This window comes from uncultured Thiothrix sp. (assembly GCF_937876535.1).
GTDB lineage: Bacteria > Pseudomonadota > Gammaproteobacteria > Thiotrichales > Thiotrichaceae > Thiolinea.
The window spans coordinates 86,084-100,707 of the sequence record NZ_CALFHZ010000013.1 but is presented as its reverse complement, the minus strand read 5'-3'; the positions used below and the strand labels follow the sequence as shown (position 1 = coordinate 100,707).

The 14,624-nt window shown below is 44.5% G+C and carries 15 protein-coding genes; 7 read left to right on the top strand and 8 right to left on the bottom strand.

Annotated elements, in window-relative coordinates; translation table 11 throughout:
* Window positions 1–2: 2 nt before the first annotated feature.
* Window positions 3–311, bottom strand: coding sequence for a hypothetical protein (locus tag Q0230_RS07090; protein WP_298609173.1), 309 nt, complete (start codon window positions 309–311; stop codon window positions 3–5).
* Window positions 312–569: 258 nt separating this feature from the next.
* Between Q0230_RS07090 and Q0230_RS07085 the strand changes: the two genes are divergently transcribed.
* The 5 genes from Q0230_RS07085 (at window position 570) to Q0230_RS07065 (ending at window position 7,313) form a co-directional block, all read left to right on the top strand.
* A complete protein-coding gene (locus tag Q0230_RS07085; RefSeq protein ID WP_298609171.1) occupies window positions 570–2,477 on the top strand; it encodes an ATP-binding protein in 1,908 nt (635 codons plus the stop codon).
* A gap of 8 nt (window positions 2,478–2,485) precedes the next feature.
* Window positions 2,486–3,862, top strand: coding sequence for a sigma-54 dependent transcriptional regulator (locus Q0230_RS07080; protein WP_298609169.1), 1,377 nt, complete (start codon window positions 2,486–2,488; stop codon window positions 3,860–3,862).
* Window positions 3,863–3,987: 125 nt separating this feature from the next.
* Window positions 3,988–5,083, top strand: a protein-coding gene (gene prfB, locus Q0230_RS07075; RefSeq protein WP_298609168.1) for a peptide chain release factor 2 whose coding sequence is annotated in 2 segments (ribosomal slippage) — window positions 3,988–4,059 and window positions 4,061–5,083 — 1,095 coding nt in all. Because the reading frame shifts where the segments join, the coding sequence is not laid out codon by codon here.
* Window positions 5,084–5,097: 14 nt separating this feature from the next.
* Window positions 5,098–6,612: a lysine--tRNA ligase gene (gene lysS / locus Q0230_RS07070; RefSeq protein ID WP_298609167.1), complete on the top strand. Its 1,515-nt coding sequence runs from the start codon at window positions 5,098–5,100 to the stop codon at window positions 6,610–6,612.
* A gap of 116 nt (window positions 6,613–6,728) precedes the next feature.
* Window positions 6,729–7,313: a DUF6714 family protein gene (locus Q0230_RS07065; protein WP_298609166.1), complete on the top strand. Its 585-nt coding sequence runs from the start codon at window positions 6,729–6,731 to the stop codon at window positions 7,311–7,313.
* Between the two features lie 41 nt (window positions 7,314–7,354).
* Here the strand turns inward: Q0230_RS07065 and fghA are convergent, their stop codons facing one another.
* The 5 genes from fghA to Q0230_RS07040 form a co-directional block, all read right to left on the bottom strand.
* Window positions 7,355–8,194, bottom strand: coding sequence for an S-formylglutathione hydrolase (fghA, locus tag Q0230_RS07060; RefSeq protein ID WP_298609165.1), 840 nt, complete (start codon window positions 8,192–8,194; stop codon window positions 7,355–7,357).
* 7 nt (window positions 8,195–8,201) lie between these two features.
* Entirely contained in the window at window positions 8,202–9,311 is a 1,110-nt protein-coding gene (locus Q0230_RS07055; protein ID WP_298609163.1) for an S-(hydroxymethyl)glutathione dehydrogenase/class III alcohol dehydrogenase, read from the bottom strand.
* A 187-nt stretch (window positions 9,312–9,498) separates the two neighbouring features.
* Window positions 9,499–10,428 (bottom strand): hypothetical protein, encoded by a 930-nt coding sequence (locus tag Q0230_RS07050; protein WP_298609162.1) that lies wholly within the window; start codon window positions 10,426–10,428, stop codon window positions 9,499–9,501.
* A gap of 162 nt (window positions 10,429–10,590) precedes the next feature.
* On the bottom strand, window positions 10,591–11,025 hold the full coding sequence (locus Q0230_RS07045; RefSeq protein ID WP_298609161.1) for a (4Fe-4S)-binding protein: 435 nt from the start codon (window positions 11,023–11,025) through the stop codon (window positions 10,591–10,593).
* 41 nt (window positions 11,026–11,066) lie between these two features.
* Window positions 11,067–12,290: a threonine/serine exporter family protein gene (locus Q0230_RS07040; RefSeq protein WP_298609160.1), complete on the bottom strand. Its 1,224-nt coding sequence runs from the start codon at window positions 12,288–12,290 to the stop codon at window positions 11,067–11,069.
* Window positions 12,291–12,465: 175 nt separating this feature from the next.
* Here Q0230_RS07040 and Q0230_RS07035 point away from each other — a divergent pair, with 175 nt between their 5' ends.
* Both Q0230_RS07035 and Q0230_RS07030 read left to right on the top strand, forming a co-directional pair.
* Window positions 12,466–13,017, top strand: coding sequence for an NADPH-dependent FMN reductase (locus Q0230_RS07035; RefSeq protein ID WP_298609159.1), 552 nt, complete (start codon window positions 12,466–12,468; stop codon window positions 13,015–13,017).
* A 147-nt stretch (window positions 13,018–13,164) separates the two neighbouring features.
* A complete protein-coding gene (locus Q0230_RS07030; protein ID WP_298609158.1) occupies window positions 13,165–13,542 on the top strand; it encodes a hypothetical protein in 378 nt (125 codons plus the stop codon).
* 10 nt (window positions 13,543–13,552) lie between these two features.
* Here the strand turns inward: Q0230_RS07030 and Q0230_RS07025 are convergent, their stop codons facing one another.
* Together Q0230_RS07025 and Q0230_RS07020 are read right to left on the bottom strand one after the other, a co-directional pair.
* Entirely contained in the window at window positions 13,553–13,843 is a 291-nt protein-coding gene (locus tag Q0230_RS07025) for an HNH endonuclease (protein ID WP_298609157.1), read from the bottom strand.
* A 3-nt stretch (window positions 13,844–13,846) separates the two neighbouring features.
* Window positions 13,847–14,509: a hypothetical protein gene (locus Q0230_RS07020; protein ID WP_298609155.1), complete on the bottom strand. Its 663-nt coding sequence runs from the start codon at window positions 14,507–14,509 to the stop codon at window positions 13,847–13,849.
* Window positions 14,510–14,624 lie beyond the last annotated feature (115 nt).

Sequence of the window (14,624 nt, the reverse complement as noted above, 5' to 3'; positions counted from 1 at the left end):
TCTTACTTGTTAATGGATTGCCTGTGCCAACCGCGAAGGTCATAGCGGTCGTTCATACCTGCATGCGTAAACGGATTGAACCAAGAACCTTGATCTTCTAGAAAACCTAAAGACGCAGGATAAGGTTGCTCAACACCAGTTAAAGCGTGGGCATACCACTGTGCATCTTTATTATCAGTGCTAAGAACAGGAGCACTGTGCGGACGTTGAGCTGGATTCGTGCCAGCAACATAAAGCAGCTCATCAGCAGAGCTAGGGGTACTTGTAATAATTAAACTAATTAAACCAATGACTAAGCTGAAGCTACGCATTAGGGTTCCTCCGGCAGGTTCTGTACTTATTCCTTAAGTGAATAAGCATTTGCTGTGCCATGACTGGTGTATCTATTTAATGCCTTGAATTGATGAGTATTTATTTTTTATGTTCAGAGCTAGCTAAAGATTTTAAATGACAAAATGTCATAAAATTTCTGACTAAATGTCAGAATCAGCAAGAGTAAAGACAAAATGTCAGGAAGGGTTTACACTTCTAAGTGATTCGCAAACTTATTAAGTCCTATTTGCAGTGTTATGAACCTTAAAAAGCTTTTCCAACAACAGCCGTTAGAAAGACGTTTTTTAATATTTCTATTCGGTGTATTAGCTTTAGTATCTGCAAGTTTTTTAGTGTTTTTTTATGCTTTTTATCATGCACAAATCAGCGAGGAACGGACTAAGACCTCGCAAGCGGTCAGCCTCTTACTACAATCTTCTTTAGAGCGAGCCATGTTGCGGCGCGATTTAGTGGGATTGCAGGAAATTATTACCGACCTAGGCCAACAGTCAGGGGTAGAGGAGGTCTTGATTTTAAACCCAGCTGGAGAGGTACGCTTTGCTGCCAATCCCATGCAATTAGGCAGTTCTGGCTTAAGTATCATGCAGGAGTTTTGCCCCAATTGTGCCATTAATGATTTACCACTAGAGCCGACTTCCCGATTCTTTACCATGCCAAATGGACAAGAGCGTTTACGTACTTTCCATCCAGTGCGCAATAAACCGGCTTGTTTAGCTTGTCATGGTGATAGTCGCGAACATCCTGTCAACGGTATTTTAGTTGTCGATTACGATGCTTCGCCAATTCGGCAAAAAGGTTTGCTCAATATTGGTATGCTGCTGCTAGCGGGTAGTGTGGCTTTGCTGTTTAGTGCTTGGGCAGCATGGTGGTTTATGCAGGCTTATGTTCTTCAACCGATTCAGCAACTCCATCAGGCTAGTTTAGCTTTAGCAGAAGGTAAGTTAGATCGACGCGTACCTATCAAACCAATGACTGATGAAATCAATAATTTAGGCCGTACTTTTAATCTAATGGCTGAGCATTTGCAGGCCAATCATTTAGAATTAAAAGAGCGTGAGCGTTTCTTACAGGATTTGCTAGATGCTGTACCTGACGGGGTGCGGGTGATTGATCGCAACTATCGGATTGTGATGGCCAATCGTGCCTATCTGCAGCAATTAGGTTTAGAAAGTTTTGCGCAACTTCAGCAACAACCGTGCTATCAAGTTACGCATCAGTTAAACCAAGCCTGTCCTCCTTCGCTACGGACTTGCCCTTTAGATTGCTTGCATGCTGAGCAAACTAGTTTGCGCTTTATGGAAACCCTGCGCCGTGCTGATGGTAGTTATTTGTCAACCGAGGTCTATGCCGCCCGTTTAGTGGTAGCTACCTTGCAGGGGACAGAATATTGGATTGTCGAAGCTATCCGTGATTTAGATCAAGCAGTGCATTATTCACATGAACAAAAGCTAGCTGCTTTAGGCGAGTTAGCAGCCGGTGTCGCTCACGAAATCCATAATCCATTGGCTTCCGTGCAAATTGCCCTACAAGCCAGTGATCAAGTAGTAGATGCGGTGTCTGAGCCTGAAGCAGTGCATGAATTACGTGATTATTTGCATCTAGTGGGTGAGCAGGTTGAACAGTGTTTGGATGTAACACATCGCTTAATGAAATTAGGCAGTTTAGCAAGCAATCACCCTGAATTAGTCGAGGTGAATATCGTGATCAAGGAAACCTTATCCTTGTTACGGTTTGAGCGTGAACAGCAAGCTATCCAAGAGCAATTAGAGCTTGCAGATAGTAATCCGAGAATTTTGGCAGCTGACAATGACTTACGTATGATTATTCTGAACTTAGTTCAAAATGCATTTCATGCGATGCCTCAAGGTGGAACTCTAAAAGTGCGTAGTTTGAAGCAGGTCGGCCAAGTCATTATCGAGATCGAAGATACAGGGGTTGGTATTGATGAGGCGATCATTGTACGTATTTTTGACCCCTTTTTTAGTCGTCGCCAAGGAAAGTCAGGGTCAGGTTTGGGTTTAACGATTGCCCGTAGCTTAGTGAAACAACATCAAGGAAAGATTGAGGTACCTGTTCACCAGGCAGGAAAAACCTTGTTCAGAGTCACTTTTCCTGATGTGGATGCACCAATAGATAAGGATTAGGGATTGGTATGCTGCCTTTATTGTTAGTGATTGATGATGATATGACACTAAACCGTTTGATTGTTGGGCAACTCAATCGTTTAGGCTATGCAGCAACTGGCGTTTATTCATGGGCAGATGCTCAACACTATCTACAGCAGCATGATCCCCAATTAATTATTTTAGACTGTCAGCTCCCTGATGCACGCGGTTCTGAAGTTTTGCCTTCTCTAGCGCTTGATTATCCAGTCATTATGTTGACTGCTTATGGAAATGTAAAAGATGCAGTCAAAGCCATGCGTGATGGTGCGGCTGAGTATTTATTGAAACCAGTGAATATGGATGAACTAGAACTGATCATCCGGAAAACACTGGATACCCATAATATGAAAAAGGAGTTTCTCTATCTCAAAGAAAATGCCAAAAAACGTCGCTCTTTTATGATTGGCACCAGTAAAGAATTAAAAAATGTCGAGAAAATGATTGATGCGGTTGCCCCTAGCAGTATGACCGTATTAATTCAAGGTGAAAGTGGTGTTGGCAAAGAATTAGTCGCCCGCGAAATCCATGAGCGTAGTCAGGTTGCTAAATCAGGTTATGTAGCTCTGGATTGCTGCACAATGCAAGAAAATTTATTTGAGTCAGAATTATTTGGCCATGAAAAAGGTGCATTCACAGGAGCTGATCGGCAGAAGAAAGGCTTAATCGAAAGTGCTGAGGGGGGGAGTTTATTCTTAGACGAAATTGGAGAAATTACTCCAACTATTCAAGCTAAGTTATTGAGAGTACTAGAAACTGGTCGTTTTCGGCGTTTAGGGGGGAATCGCGATTTAAGTGCTAATGTACGGGTGGTAGCTGCTACTAATCGGGACTTACTGGCGATGTCACAGGAAGGACAATTTCGCGCCGATTTGTTCTATCGCCTTAATGCCTTTACTATTTATGTACCCCCTTTACGTGAGCGTACTAAAGATATTCCAGCTTTAGTGGAGCATTTTATTCGTAATCATGATTTTTCGCGGCGGGTGAATAAGCATTTGACCGAAGCGGCTTTGCATAAGCTTCTGCACTATGCTTGGCCGGGAAATATCCGTGAGTTAAAGAATATGGTGGAGCGGGCGATTATCCTTTCAGCCGATTCCGCCGAAATTTTACCTGAGCATTTCACTTTAAATTCTGAGCACTCTGCACATCCTAACGCGAGTACAACTCGCAAAGCAGTGAGCTTAAGTTTTGAAGAAGTTCCAACCTTAGACGAAGTAGAAAAGTCTTATGTGCATCTACTGTTGAGCAAATATAGTGGGCATCGTGGCAAAGTAGCCCGCGCTTTAGGGATTAGTGAACGTAATGTCTATCGTTTACTGCGTAAGTACGAATTAGCAGCCGTCAATACAGAGTTTGAGTAGGATGTTTAGGTAAGTTTAAATTGATATTTAGTGCGCAGCGATCTCAGTAGCTAAGTCTAGGCAGGGGATTGTGAAATTGTTATCATCCGCGCTTTTCTTTTTATAGACAGAGTGTTAGCTGCAGCATGGAACTGAATCTTGTTTATACCAAAATCAAAGACCTGCAAGCGCGTTTAGAGGCGCTTAGGGGGTATCTTTGACTACGAAACCAAGCATGAACGCCTCGAAGAAGTTAATCGTGAATTAGAAGACCCGAAAATTTGGGATAATCCTGATTATGCTCAACAATTAGGCAAAGAGCGTGCCTTCTTAGAAAACGTCGTCGGTGGCATCGACCGTTTAACCAATGGCTTTAATGATGCCAATGATTTATTAGAGATGGCCGAGGCCGAAGGCGATGAAAGTAGTGCCAATGAGGTCATTGCCGAAGTCGACTCTCTAGAACAAGATGTGGAAAAGCTTGAATTCCAACGGATGTTTTCTGGCGAATTGGACCGAAATAATGCTTTCCTTGATATTCAGTCTGGTGCGGGTGGAACAGAAGCACAAGATTGGGCAGAAATGATCTTGCGCATGTACCTGCGCTGGGGCGAGGCTAAAGGCTTTAAAACTGAGTTGATTGAAGCCTCTGCCGGTGATGTGGCAGGTATCAAAAGTGCCACCATTAGCTTTGAAGGTGAATATGCTTTCGGCTGGTTGCGGACTGAAACAGGCGTACATCGCTTGGTACGTAAATCGCCATTCAGTGCGAATGGGATGCGGCATACCTCGTTTGCTGCCGTGTTTGTCTCCCCTGAGATTGATGACAATATTGAGATTGATATTAATCCAGCCGATTTGCGGATTGATGTGTATCGTGCCTCAGGTGCAGGTGGTCAGCACGTTAACCGGACGGAATCAGCGGTACGGATTACGCACTTGCCCACTAATACCGTGGTGCAATGCCAAAACGGGCGCTCACAGCATCAGAATAAAGACACTGCGATGAAGCAACTGCGCGCTAAGTTATATGAGCTTGAATTGCTCAAGCGTAGCGAAGAAAAGCAGGCTTTAGAGCAAACTAAATCCGATGTAGGTTGGGGTAGTCAGATTCGCTCTTATGTTTTAGATCAATCGCGGATTAAAGATTTACGTACTGGAGTGGAAACCTCCAATACCCAAGCAGTATTAGATGGTGGACTCGACCGCTTTATTGAGGCGAGCCTAAAAAGTGGACTATAAAGCGGACAGATTCCATGAGTGAACAAGATAATCAGCAACACGCTCATCAAGACGATAACCAATTAATTCAGCAACGCCGCGAAAAACTAGCAGGCTTGCGTGAGCAGGGTAATGCCTTTCCCAATGATTTTGTACGTGAGCACAAAGCAGCCGACTTACATGCAAACTACGAGCAGTATGATAAAGAATGGTTTGAAGCTAATGAGGTTAAAGTATCGGTAGCAGGGCGGGTAATGCTGCGCCGGATGATGGGTAAGGCGAGCTTTGCTACCCTTTCGGATACCTCGGGGCGTATTCAAGTCTATGTACAATTACAGCGAGTGGGTGAAGCGGTATTTGAGGCTTATAAGCATCAAGACATTGGCGATATTATTGCGGTCGAAGGTGTGCTGTTTAAGACTCAAACGGGGGAGCTTTCCGTAAAGGCTTCAGCAGTACGCTTATTAACTAAGTCACTGCGCCCTTTGCCGGAAAAATTCCACGGCTTAACCGATCAAGAGCAGCGTTATCGTCAGCGGTATATTGATCTGATTATGAATGAGGAAAGCCGTAATACTTTCCGGATGCGCTCGAAAATCATTAGCTATATCCGCAATTTCTTCACCCAGCGCGATTACATGGAAGTCGAAACACCGATGCTGCAAGTGATTCCGGGTGGGGCGAGTGCGCGTCCGTTTATTACTCATCATAATGCACTCGATTTATCTATGTACTTGCGGATTGCGCCTGAGCTTTATCTGAAGCGTTTGGTGGTCGGTGGTTTTGAGCGTGTGTTTGAAATCAATCGCAATTTCCGCAATGAGGGCGTGTCGGTACGGCATAACCCTGAATTCACCATGATTGAATTCTACCAAGCCTATGCCACTTATGTAGATATGATGGATCTAACTGAGGCTTTATTTAAAGGCTTAGCAGCTGATTTATTAGGTAGCACGGAAGTCCCTTATCAAGGTCAGGTGTTTGATTTTGCTAAGCCTTTCGAGCGGATTACCATTCGTGATGCAATTTTGAAATATAATCCTGAGGTTACACCTGAACAAATCGACAACTTAGATGCAGCACGCTTAATTGCCAAGAAAGTGCATGCACCGATTAAAGACAGCGATGGTTTGGGTAAAGTACAAGTCGCAATTTTTGAAGAAACCGTTGAGCATTTATTGCAACAACCTACTTTTGTCATGCAACATCCGGCAGAAGTATCGCCTTTAGCACGCTTGAATGACGAGAATCCGTTTGTCACTGATCGCTTCGAGTTCTATATTGGTGGGCGCGAGATTGGTAATGGTTTTTCTGAGTTAAATGACGCGGAAGATCAAGCCGAGCGCTTCCTCCAGCAAGTGCGCGAGAAAGAAGCCGGTGATGATGAAGCCATGTTCTATGATGCTGATTTTGTGCGTGCACTGGAATATGGCATGCCACCCACAGCAGGCGAAGGGATAGGAATTGACCGCTTGGTGATGTTGTTTACTGACTCGCCGTCGATTCGGGATGTGATACTTTTTCCGCATATGCGCCCTGAAGCCCTTTAAACAGCTCATCTCACTCCTCAAACAAGCTATCGACAGTAGGTAGCTTGTATGATTCTTGTGTTCTACTATCAATATCTATTCTAAAGCTTTGCACGCATCGATACTTGCCTTTTTCTATGACTAATTCTTCAGAATTAGAACGCCTACAAAACTCAATTTTTACAGCCTTCGGCTCAATTCCTTTTCCAAGATTTGGTTTAAAAGCAGCCAGAGCACTAGATGATTGGATCACCGATGAAGATGTATTAACCAAGATTACACTAGAAACCGATATACATGGCGAATGGTGGGAAATACCCGCAATAGAGCTAGAAACCTACGCATATGATGCTATGTGCTATTTAGAACCTGATGGTATGTTGTTTTATATACCTGCGTATCTAAATAATGCCTTAAATACCTTAAAGTATTCAGCTTTGATGACCTTGATTTTTTGGATGACACCTTGGAAACGTGAAAACAGTGAGGATGAAGAGCATTTTCAAGAAATGTATAGTTATTTTTGCAGTAAATTTTCAAAATTCACGAATACGCAAAAGCAGGTTTGCAAATCGGTATTAAGTTACTTTGTCGAAAACTCAAATGCTATGAAAGTAGATGAGTTTTTCACAAATCAAGCTCTACAAGAAATTCAGGCTATTTTGAGGCATGATTATTGGAAAGTTTCAGTCGTGGTGGATATGAAAACCTTACAAGCCTAGTAACATCAAGGGCGTTTAAGTGTTTAAACGCCCTGATTCATTTAAGCTTTCAAGGCCTTAGCATGCCAAGCAATATGCTCGCCAATAAATGTACCAATGAAATGATAGCCGTGGTCATAGCCATCTTGCATACGCAGAGTGAGCTTTTGTCCACCTTGTTCGCAGGCCGCTTTAAAGTTCTCCGGCAGCAATTGCCCCTCAGTTAAGAACTCATCCGCTGTGCCTTGATCAATCAAAATATCCGGCACCCGCGCACCGGCTTGTACTAAACAAGTCGCATCGTAGGTTTGCCAATCCGCTTGATTCGAGCCGATATAAGCGGTAAAGCAGCCTTGTCCCCACGCACCATTTACGGGATTACAAATGGGTGAAAACGCCGAGACTGAACGATAAGCTTGCGGATTTTTCAGTGCCACAATCAGCGCACCATGCCCTCCCATCGAATGCCCAGAAATCGACTTCACACCCGCAATAACGGGGAAATTGGCTTCAACCAACGAGACCAATTCCTCAGTCACATAGGCATACATATGATAGTTTTTATCCCAAGGTGCTTCAGTGGCATTGACATAAAAACCTGCACCTTTGCCCAAATCATAACGCTCTGGCACATCCGGCACATCATCACCGCGTGGGCTAGTATCAGGGATAATCAAGGCGATACCATGTTCCGCTGCATACCGTTGTGCTCCCGCTTTGACACGAAAGTTATCATCGGTACAGGTCAAGCCAGATAGCCAATACAACGCTGGTACTTTCTGCGTCTCCGCTTGTGGCGGCAAGTACACCGAAAAGGTCATGGTGCAAGCGCAAGCTTCCGACTCGTGCGTATAGCGATTGAGATAACCGCCCCATTCTTTAATGCTTTCGATTTGCTGCATACTCACCTCAGAAAATAATCACTGAGCGAATGCTCTCACCATGATGCATTAAATCAAAGGCTTTATTAATGTCTTCCAGCGGCATGGTGTGCGTGACCATACTATCCAGTTCAATCTTGCCATTCATATAGTCTTCTACATACCCCGGCAATTGCGTGCGGCCTTTTACCCCACCGAAGGCAGTACCTTTCCAAGTACGACCTGTTACGAGTTGGAAAGGACGAGTAGCAATTTCTTGGCCTGCACCAGCTACCCCGATAATGGTAGAAACACCCCAGCCCATGTGAGTACATTCCAGCGCATCGCGCATGACTCTGACATTGCCGATACATTCAAATGAGTAATCCACGCCACCATTGGTCAAGTCTTTAATGTACTCAACGACTGAACCATTCACTTCTTTCGGATTGACGAAATCAGTTGCCCCTAAGGCTTTGGCGATTTCCCATTTGGCAGGATTCAAGTCCACCGCAATAATGCGTCCGGCTTGAGCCATCACTGCACCTTGAATAACCGATAAACCGATACCGCCTAAACCAAATACCGCAACCGTAGAACCTGGCTCAACTTTGGCGGTATTTAACACCGCGCCAATCCCCGTGGTAACGCCGCAGCCGAGTAAGCAAACTTTATCTAAAGGGGCAGCAGGATTGATTTTGGCGAGGGCGATTTCTGGAACAACCGTGTATTCGGAGAAGGTTGAACAGCCCATATAGTGGTAAATTTCTTTACCACCGACTTTAAAGCGGCGCGTATGGTCAGGCATATATCCCGTCCAAACCGTAGCTGCAATCGATTGGCAAAGGTTGGTTTTTGGCGATTGGCAGTATTCACAAACACCACACTCTGGGATGTATAAAGGAATAACATGATCGCCAGGCTTGAGGTTTTTCACCCCAGGGCCGCATTCTTCCACAATACAGCCACCTTCGTGACCTAGGATACAGGGGAAAGCACCTTCAGGATCATCACCGGAAAGGGTAAAGGCATCAGTATGACAGACACCCGTCGCAACGACCTTTAATAAGACCTCGCCTTCACGTGGCTTTTCTACTTCTACTTCTTCAATGACTAAGGGTTTTTGCGGCTCCCACGCCACGGCTGCACGGCATTTCATAGCACTCTCCTTCTGTTTTTAATGACGATTAAAGTCAACATAGAATGAATGTTCATTTCTGTCAATCATCCCTGTTCAGAAATTTAATCAATCTGCACCGCAAGTTTCTCACTGGCTTAGCTTATAAAATGCAGCTTAGCTCCAATTTTCATAAGCTTGCTTTAGGTTTTGTCAGTAGGTTTAATTTTTACAGGGTCGCTGCCTGCTTGATTCGATAATATTGACGAGTATCAAACACCGATTGGGTTAAGCGCAAGCTTGGAGGTAGTAAATTAAGTTTATACACATGCCGCGGATGAGTTCCGCCCACCCCTGGACTACCCAAATTATACCGACTACCTAACAGATAAGGATCAGTCAAATTCCGTACTACACTGATAATCCCTAAGCCAGAAGCTAATTTTGGATCATACCAAGTCAGATAGTCATCACAGTGCAACCGGCCACGATAATGATGCAACACACAGCAATTAATGCCGACCATCTTGCCTTGCCATTGATAGCGGTCGATTTTGAGAATAGCGCGCCCTGAATGTTGTACCGCTGCCAACCACGCTAAAGTCACATGCGCATAAGCATCCTGGTCTTTTAATTCAGCCGCCGTGAAGCGCTCAGCCCAAACCTGCAGAAGCCAAGGTCGAGCCTCAACAATATTGATTAACTTCCCTGGGACAATGCTGAAACTAGCGAGTTTTTTAAGCTTACGGCGAATATCGGTACGGCGGCTCGGAGAAAGTAACTGCAGATATTTTTCAAGTGGTAAGCCATAAGCGCTGGCGGTAGGTTCTTGCTTTACCTGCGGATCATAACTCACAACATCGGTATCAAAATAAGGCAAACGTAAACGCTTTAAAACCTGTAAAGCACCTGGGGTGTAAGTTGGGCTAATCGCTGGCGAATTCGGCATAGCCGCGATATAAGTATAAGTATCATTGTTATAGCATTGCCCTACTGGCAAATAGCCATCCGCTTTGCCGTGATAATCAAAGCTTAAAAATAAGCGCGGATTACGCATTCCCGGATAACGCAAAAGCTGCTGCACCAGCATCGGTGAAGCATATAAGGAGCCATCATCTAGGTCTTTGAGGATTTGTAGTTCTTTTAAGCTTAATTCCACTGGACACTATCCCTGCCAAACTCCCCCTAACCCTCGCTAAACTAGGCTGAAGAAGCTAGCAGCACCCGCATAGCTGGTGATGGAAATACGACTAATGACACTCTAAAAAACCAGCTGAGCATGAACAGCTGGTTAGTTTATCAGTAGTCAACTAGAGCTTAGTTACTGATCTGTAAAGCCTACCCGTTGATGGGAGCCATCACAATAAGGCTTATTCGCTGAAGCTCCGCAGCGGCATAAAGCGGTCATAGTGTGGGTAGTAGTCGCACCCGTTTTATCTTGTACTTCAATCGCACCTTGCACAATTAACGGGCCATTTGGCGTTACTTTGACTTTAACCACTTCTGTTTTGGTAGTGGCTGCGGGTATGCTCGCTTGATCCATTTTGTAAGATAAGGCACCAGAAGGACAGCTTTTCACTTGCTCAATTAAGCGCTCTGTGGTGGCCGCATCCACCTTCACCCACGGACGCTGTTGAGGATTAAACACCTGCGGCAAACTACGGAAACACAAGGTTGAGTGAATACATTTAGCCGGTTGCCAAACAATCGTCACTTCACCATTCGAATACTCTTTAACAATCGCTTGATTAGGCATGACTCACTCCTTTTTCAGTTAATTTCAGCTAACGAGCCGACTCAATGCCGACGTTTCGGTGGCAAAATCAGATTAGCAAACATTAAACCTGCCACAATCGCCATAAACGCCAACAAGACTTGTGCACTATTCATAGTATTAGCAAGGATTGACTCGCCGGTCACGAAATTATTTAAACCAATGTACATCTTGCTCCCCGGCACTAAGAGCACAATGCCTGGTAGCAGCACAATTGAAGTCGGTCGATTCTTGAGTACTGAATAGGCATTCGCATAAATGCCTACCACTAAAGCACCCATCAAACCGGCTAAGCTCGACTCAAATACGATTGCCCCTAAACTCGCACTCACATAAGCAATCGTGCCTGCCAATAAGCCCCAAGGCGCATCTCGCCAGCTAATTTTAAAAATAATTAAGAGTGACAGACTCAAACCGAGCACTGCTAGGTAACTCCAAATACTTACGGTAGCTGCCTGCAAAGGAATTTGTGGAGTAGTCCACCAAATACCGGCTAAGGCGAGGCCAAACATCGCACCAAAATAGAGCTTAAACACTGTCATCCCCGCATCCATAATCCGCACCGTACCCGATAAAACATGCCGTGCGGCTAATTCACGCAAACCAATCGTCATCACCAGCCCCGGAATATAAGCAATAACTCCTGCCAAAATCACAATAGGCACATTTAACTTAGCGCCTAATGCGGTAGCACCACTAATCCCAAAAGCGATTAATAAAGCAGTAAGTGGCTCTAACATTTCCTCCAAACGTTTAGAGCGTTCAGATAACACTACTAGTAAATAGGCAAAGCAGCCAGCAGTACTGGCCGCAACGATTTCTGGCCATTGTGCTCCACAAACCAAAGCAAAACTTGCCGAGAGCACACCCCAAGCTAAGAGCATTAACCAGCGTGGATAAGGGTCTGGCATGGTTTTAATCTGTTCCAGTTGAGTACGTGCTTGTTTTAGATCGATTTGTTTAGCCAGCACGGCATCCACCAATTCATGCGTGCGGGCGAGTCGATTCAAATCAAATAAGTTCGGTTGCACTCGCTCGATATGGTTGTGTTCCTCATCCGAGTCTTTTTCCCGAAATAGGAAATGCATCGTGGTCGGTGTGACTAAAAATACTCCCTCAATCCCTAAAGCAGTGGTGACTTCTTCCAATAGATTTTCTAAGCGATGCGCTGGAGCACCATAAGTATGTAAGCTAGTACCAAGCTTAATAATAAAGCGGCGTAGCTGCCCTAATTCAGATGCTTGCATGGTGCTTAAAGACTCTCAAACTGGAGTTAAAATTGTTATAACCCTAAGCGCTTGGCTTTCTAGCGGCTAACTTGCCATACTAGCTCGCGCCCTTAATCGAGCAAATAATATCCTGTTGTGTTCCTGAAAAGCGCAATAGGCTCAAATTTTTTATAAGCACTATGAGAAGAACTTCATGAGCAAATCAATCAAAGTCGTGGCTATTAGCGGCAGTCTGCGGGCGAAATCAACCAATACTGGCTTACTGCACTATGCCCAAGCGCAGGCACCAGAGGGGATGGAAATTACCATTGCTGACATTAAAAACTTACCCTTTTATAACGCTGATCTCACTGAAAAACCTGCCGCCGTGCACACCCTATTAGCCCAATTAGCGGAGGCAGATGCTTTATTATTAGCTTGTCCTGAATATAACTATTCTATTGCGCCTGCTTTGAAAAACGCTTTGGATTGGGCCTCACGTGAACCCAATAATGCTTTGTTATCCGGTAAGCCAGTTGCTATCGTGGGTTCTGCAGCAGGGATGGGTAGCGCCCGCGCTCAATACCATTTGCGCCAAGTTTGTGTGTATTTAAACCTGCATCCTTTGAATAAACCGGAAGTTTTCTGTAATGCTTTTGCTAATACCTTTGATCAAGACGGCAAGCTGACTGATGCCAGCATTCAAGGTTTAATTAAAGAACAGTTAGCGGCCTTACGTCTCTGGATTGAGCAGCTCAAAAAATAACTTATCTGCACTCACTCTGAAGCCTCATCCAAGCTTCAGAGTGTTTAGCTTCCTCCTTTTTCAAAGCGCCTATAGACTTTAGCCCTGATTGCTTTAATATGGACTCTAAATGGTATTTTAAGTTATGCTGAAAAGGAGCCTAAAACTATGAAACACTCTTATCTCACCTGGGGTTTAGCTGCTAGTTTCTTAGTGGGTAGCACGAGTCTGGTTGCTAGGGATAATAGACCAGACCTTGCTGATTTAGTGATCGGTCAATATCATGGCGAAGTCACCTCAGACTCTCGTGGTAGTTCAAAAACGGATGTGAATCTAACAGTGACCAAAAAAAGCCCAACTAGTGTCTTAGTCACTTCAGATTATGCACGTTTAGGGAGTGTTGTTGTGCCTTTGGAGGCTTTACCTAATCGGATTATTTTAGCAGCTTCAGGTAAATCAACCTTCCTTTGGGATGGCAAACAACGCCCCGTGCGCTTAGATTATTCACCCGATGGCTCGGTGGCTTATGTCGGTTATAAGCAATAAATTTTAGTGGTTACTTCTGTTTAGCCACCCACGCAAAATGCAGCTGCAAAGCCGGATCAGCCAGCAAAGCTTGTAAACTTATGAACGCCTTTGCTAGCTGCATTTCAGTGTAAAGATCGTGAATCCCATTATGGCAAAGCCGACAGACTGCAATACCTTGGTTTAATTCGTCGCGACCATATTTTTTCTTAAAAGCTGTGCGGCGATGTAGCTTGCGGGGAATTAAATGATGAAAAGTGAGAGCGGTGTTACGTCCACAGCAAGTACACACACCAAAATGCTCGGAGTGCTTTAAGCCCATAGTCTAAATTGCAATTAAATAGTCCGCCTTTGCGCGCAAACTGGCTACTAAAGTGGCATTTTTAGCATCACTGGATAACACTCGTTCTAAAGCAACCTCCTGGCTAATACCCCAAGCTTGCTGATGCCGCTGCACTAAGCGGGCTTGGGCTAATTCCAGCGGGGTATCTAAATACCAAGTTTCATCCCATAAGCCTTCTAAACCAGCCCACTCCTGCTCACGATAAAGAATATATAAACCCTCGACCAGCACAATTTGGCAACTAGGCTCGACGCTAATCGCATCCGCTACGGGGTCACCTACACTATGTTCAAAGATCGGCCAAGTTACCTTTCTTCCCTGCCCGAGTTTCAGGTCACGAATCTTTGCCACAAAACCAACTGCATCAAAGGTCCAAGGCGCTCCTCTTCGTGCAAAGGCACGCTCTGGGTTCGGCATCGCCTGTAACTGCGCTTTACTTAAATGAAAACCATCCATGCTAAGTACTTGCATTGAGCCAGTTGGATTGGCTGTTAGAAATTCGTTTTGTAATTGCTGAGCTAAGGTGGTTTTACCTGAACCGGGCAGGCCAGCTAGGCCGATTAGAATCCGTTTAGAGCTAACGGTAGTTAAGGTTTGCAGATGCTGCAGAGGGTAGCTAAGTAGTGGTACATGGACTTTATTCATAAATAACTAAGTTTGCTATTAAATAAACTATGGGGACTTTTAACAACATCAATCGAATTGCAGTAGCTAGACATCATTTAACAAGTTTTATGCAAAGTACAACTAAAATTTACCC

Coding starts and splice junctions, on each gene's coding strand:
- Q0230_RS07090 (WP_298609173.1), bottom strand. CDS start 311: ATGCGTAGCTTCAGCTTAGTCATTGGTTTAATTAGTTTAATTATTACA.
- Q0230_RS07085 (WP_298609171.1), top strand. CDS start 570: ATGAACCTTAAAAAGCTTTTCCAACAACAGCCGTTAGAAAGACGTTTT.
- Q0230_RS07080 (WP_298609169.1), top strand. CDS start 2,486: ATGCTGCCTTTATTGTTAGTGATTGATGATGATATGACACTAAACCGT.
- lysS (WP_298609167.1), top strand. CDS start 5,098: ATGAGTGAACAAGATAATCAGCAACACGCTCATCAAGACGATAACCAA.
- Q0230_RS07065 (WP_298609166.1), top strand. CDS start 6,729: ATGACTAATTCTTCAGAATTAGAACGCCTACAAAACTCAATTTTTACA.
- fghA (WP_298609165.1), bottom strand. CDS start 8,194: ATGCAGCAAATCGAAAGCATTAAAGAATGGGGCGGTTATCTCAATCGC.
- Q0230_RS07055 (WP_298609163.1), bottom strand. CDS start 9,311: ATGAAATGCCGTGCAGCCGTGGCGTGGGAGCCGCAAAAACCCTTAGTC.
- Q0230_RS07045 (WP_298609161.1), bottom strand. CDS start 11,025: ATGCCTAATCAAGCGATTGTTAAAGAGTATTCGAATGGTGAAGTGACG.
- Q0230_RS07040 (WP_298609160.1), bottom strand. CDS start 12,290: ATGCAAGCATCTGAATTAGGGCAGCTACGCCGCTTTATTATTAAGCTT.
- Q0230_RS07035 (WP_298609159.1), top strand. CDS start 12,466: ATGAGCAAATCAATCAAAGTCGTGGCTATTAGCGGCAGTCTGCGGGCG.
- Q0230_RS07030 (WP_298609158.1), top strand. CDS start 13,165: ATGAAACACTCTTATCTCACCTGGGGTTTAGCTGCTAGTTTCTTAGTG.
- Q0230_RS07025 (WP_298609157.1), bottom strand. CDS start 13,843: ATGGGCTTAAAGCACTCCGAGCATTTTGGTGTGTGTACTTGCTGTGGA.
- Q0230_RS07020 (WP_298609155.1), bottom strand. CDS start 14,509: ATGAATAAAGTCCATGTACCACTACTTAGCTACCCTCTGCAGCATCTG.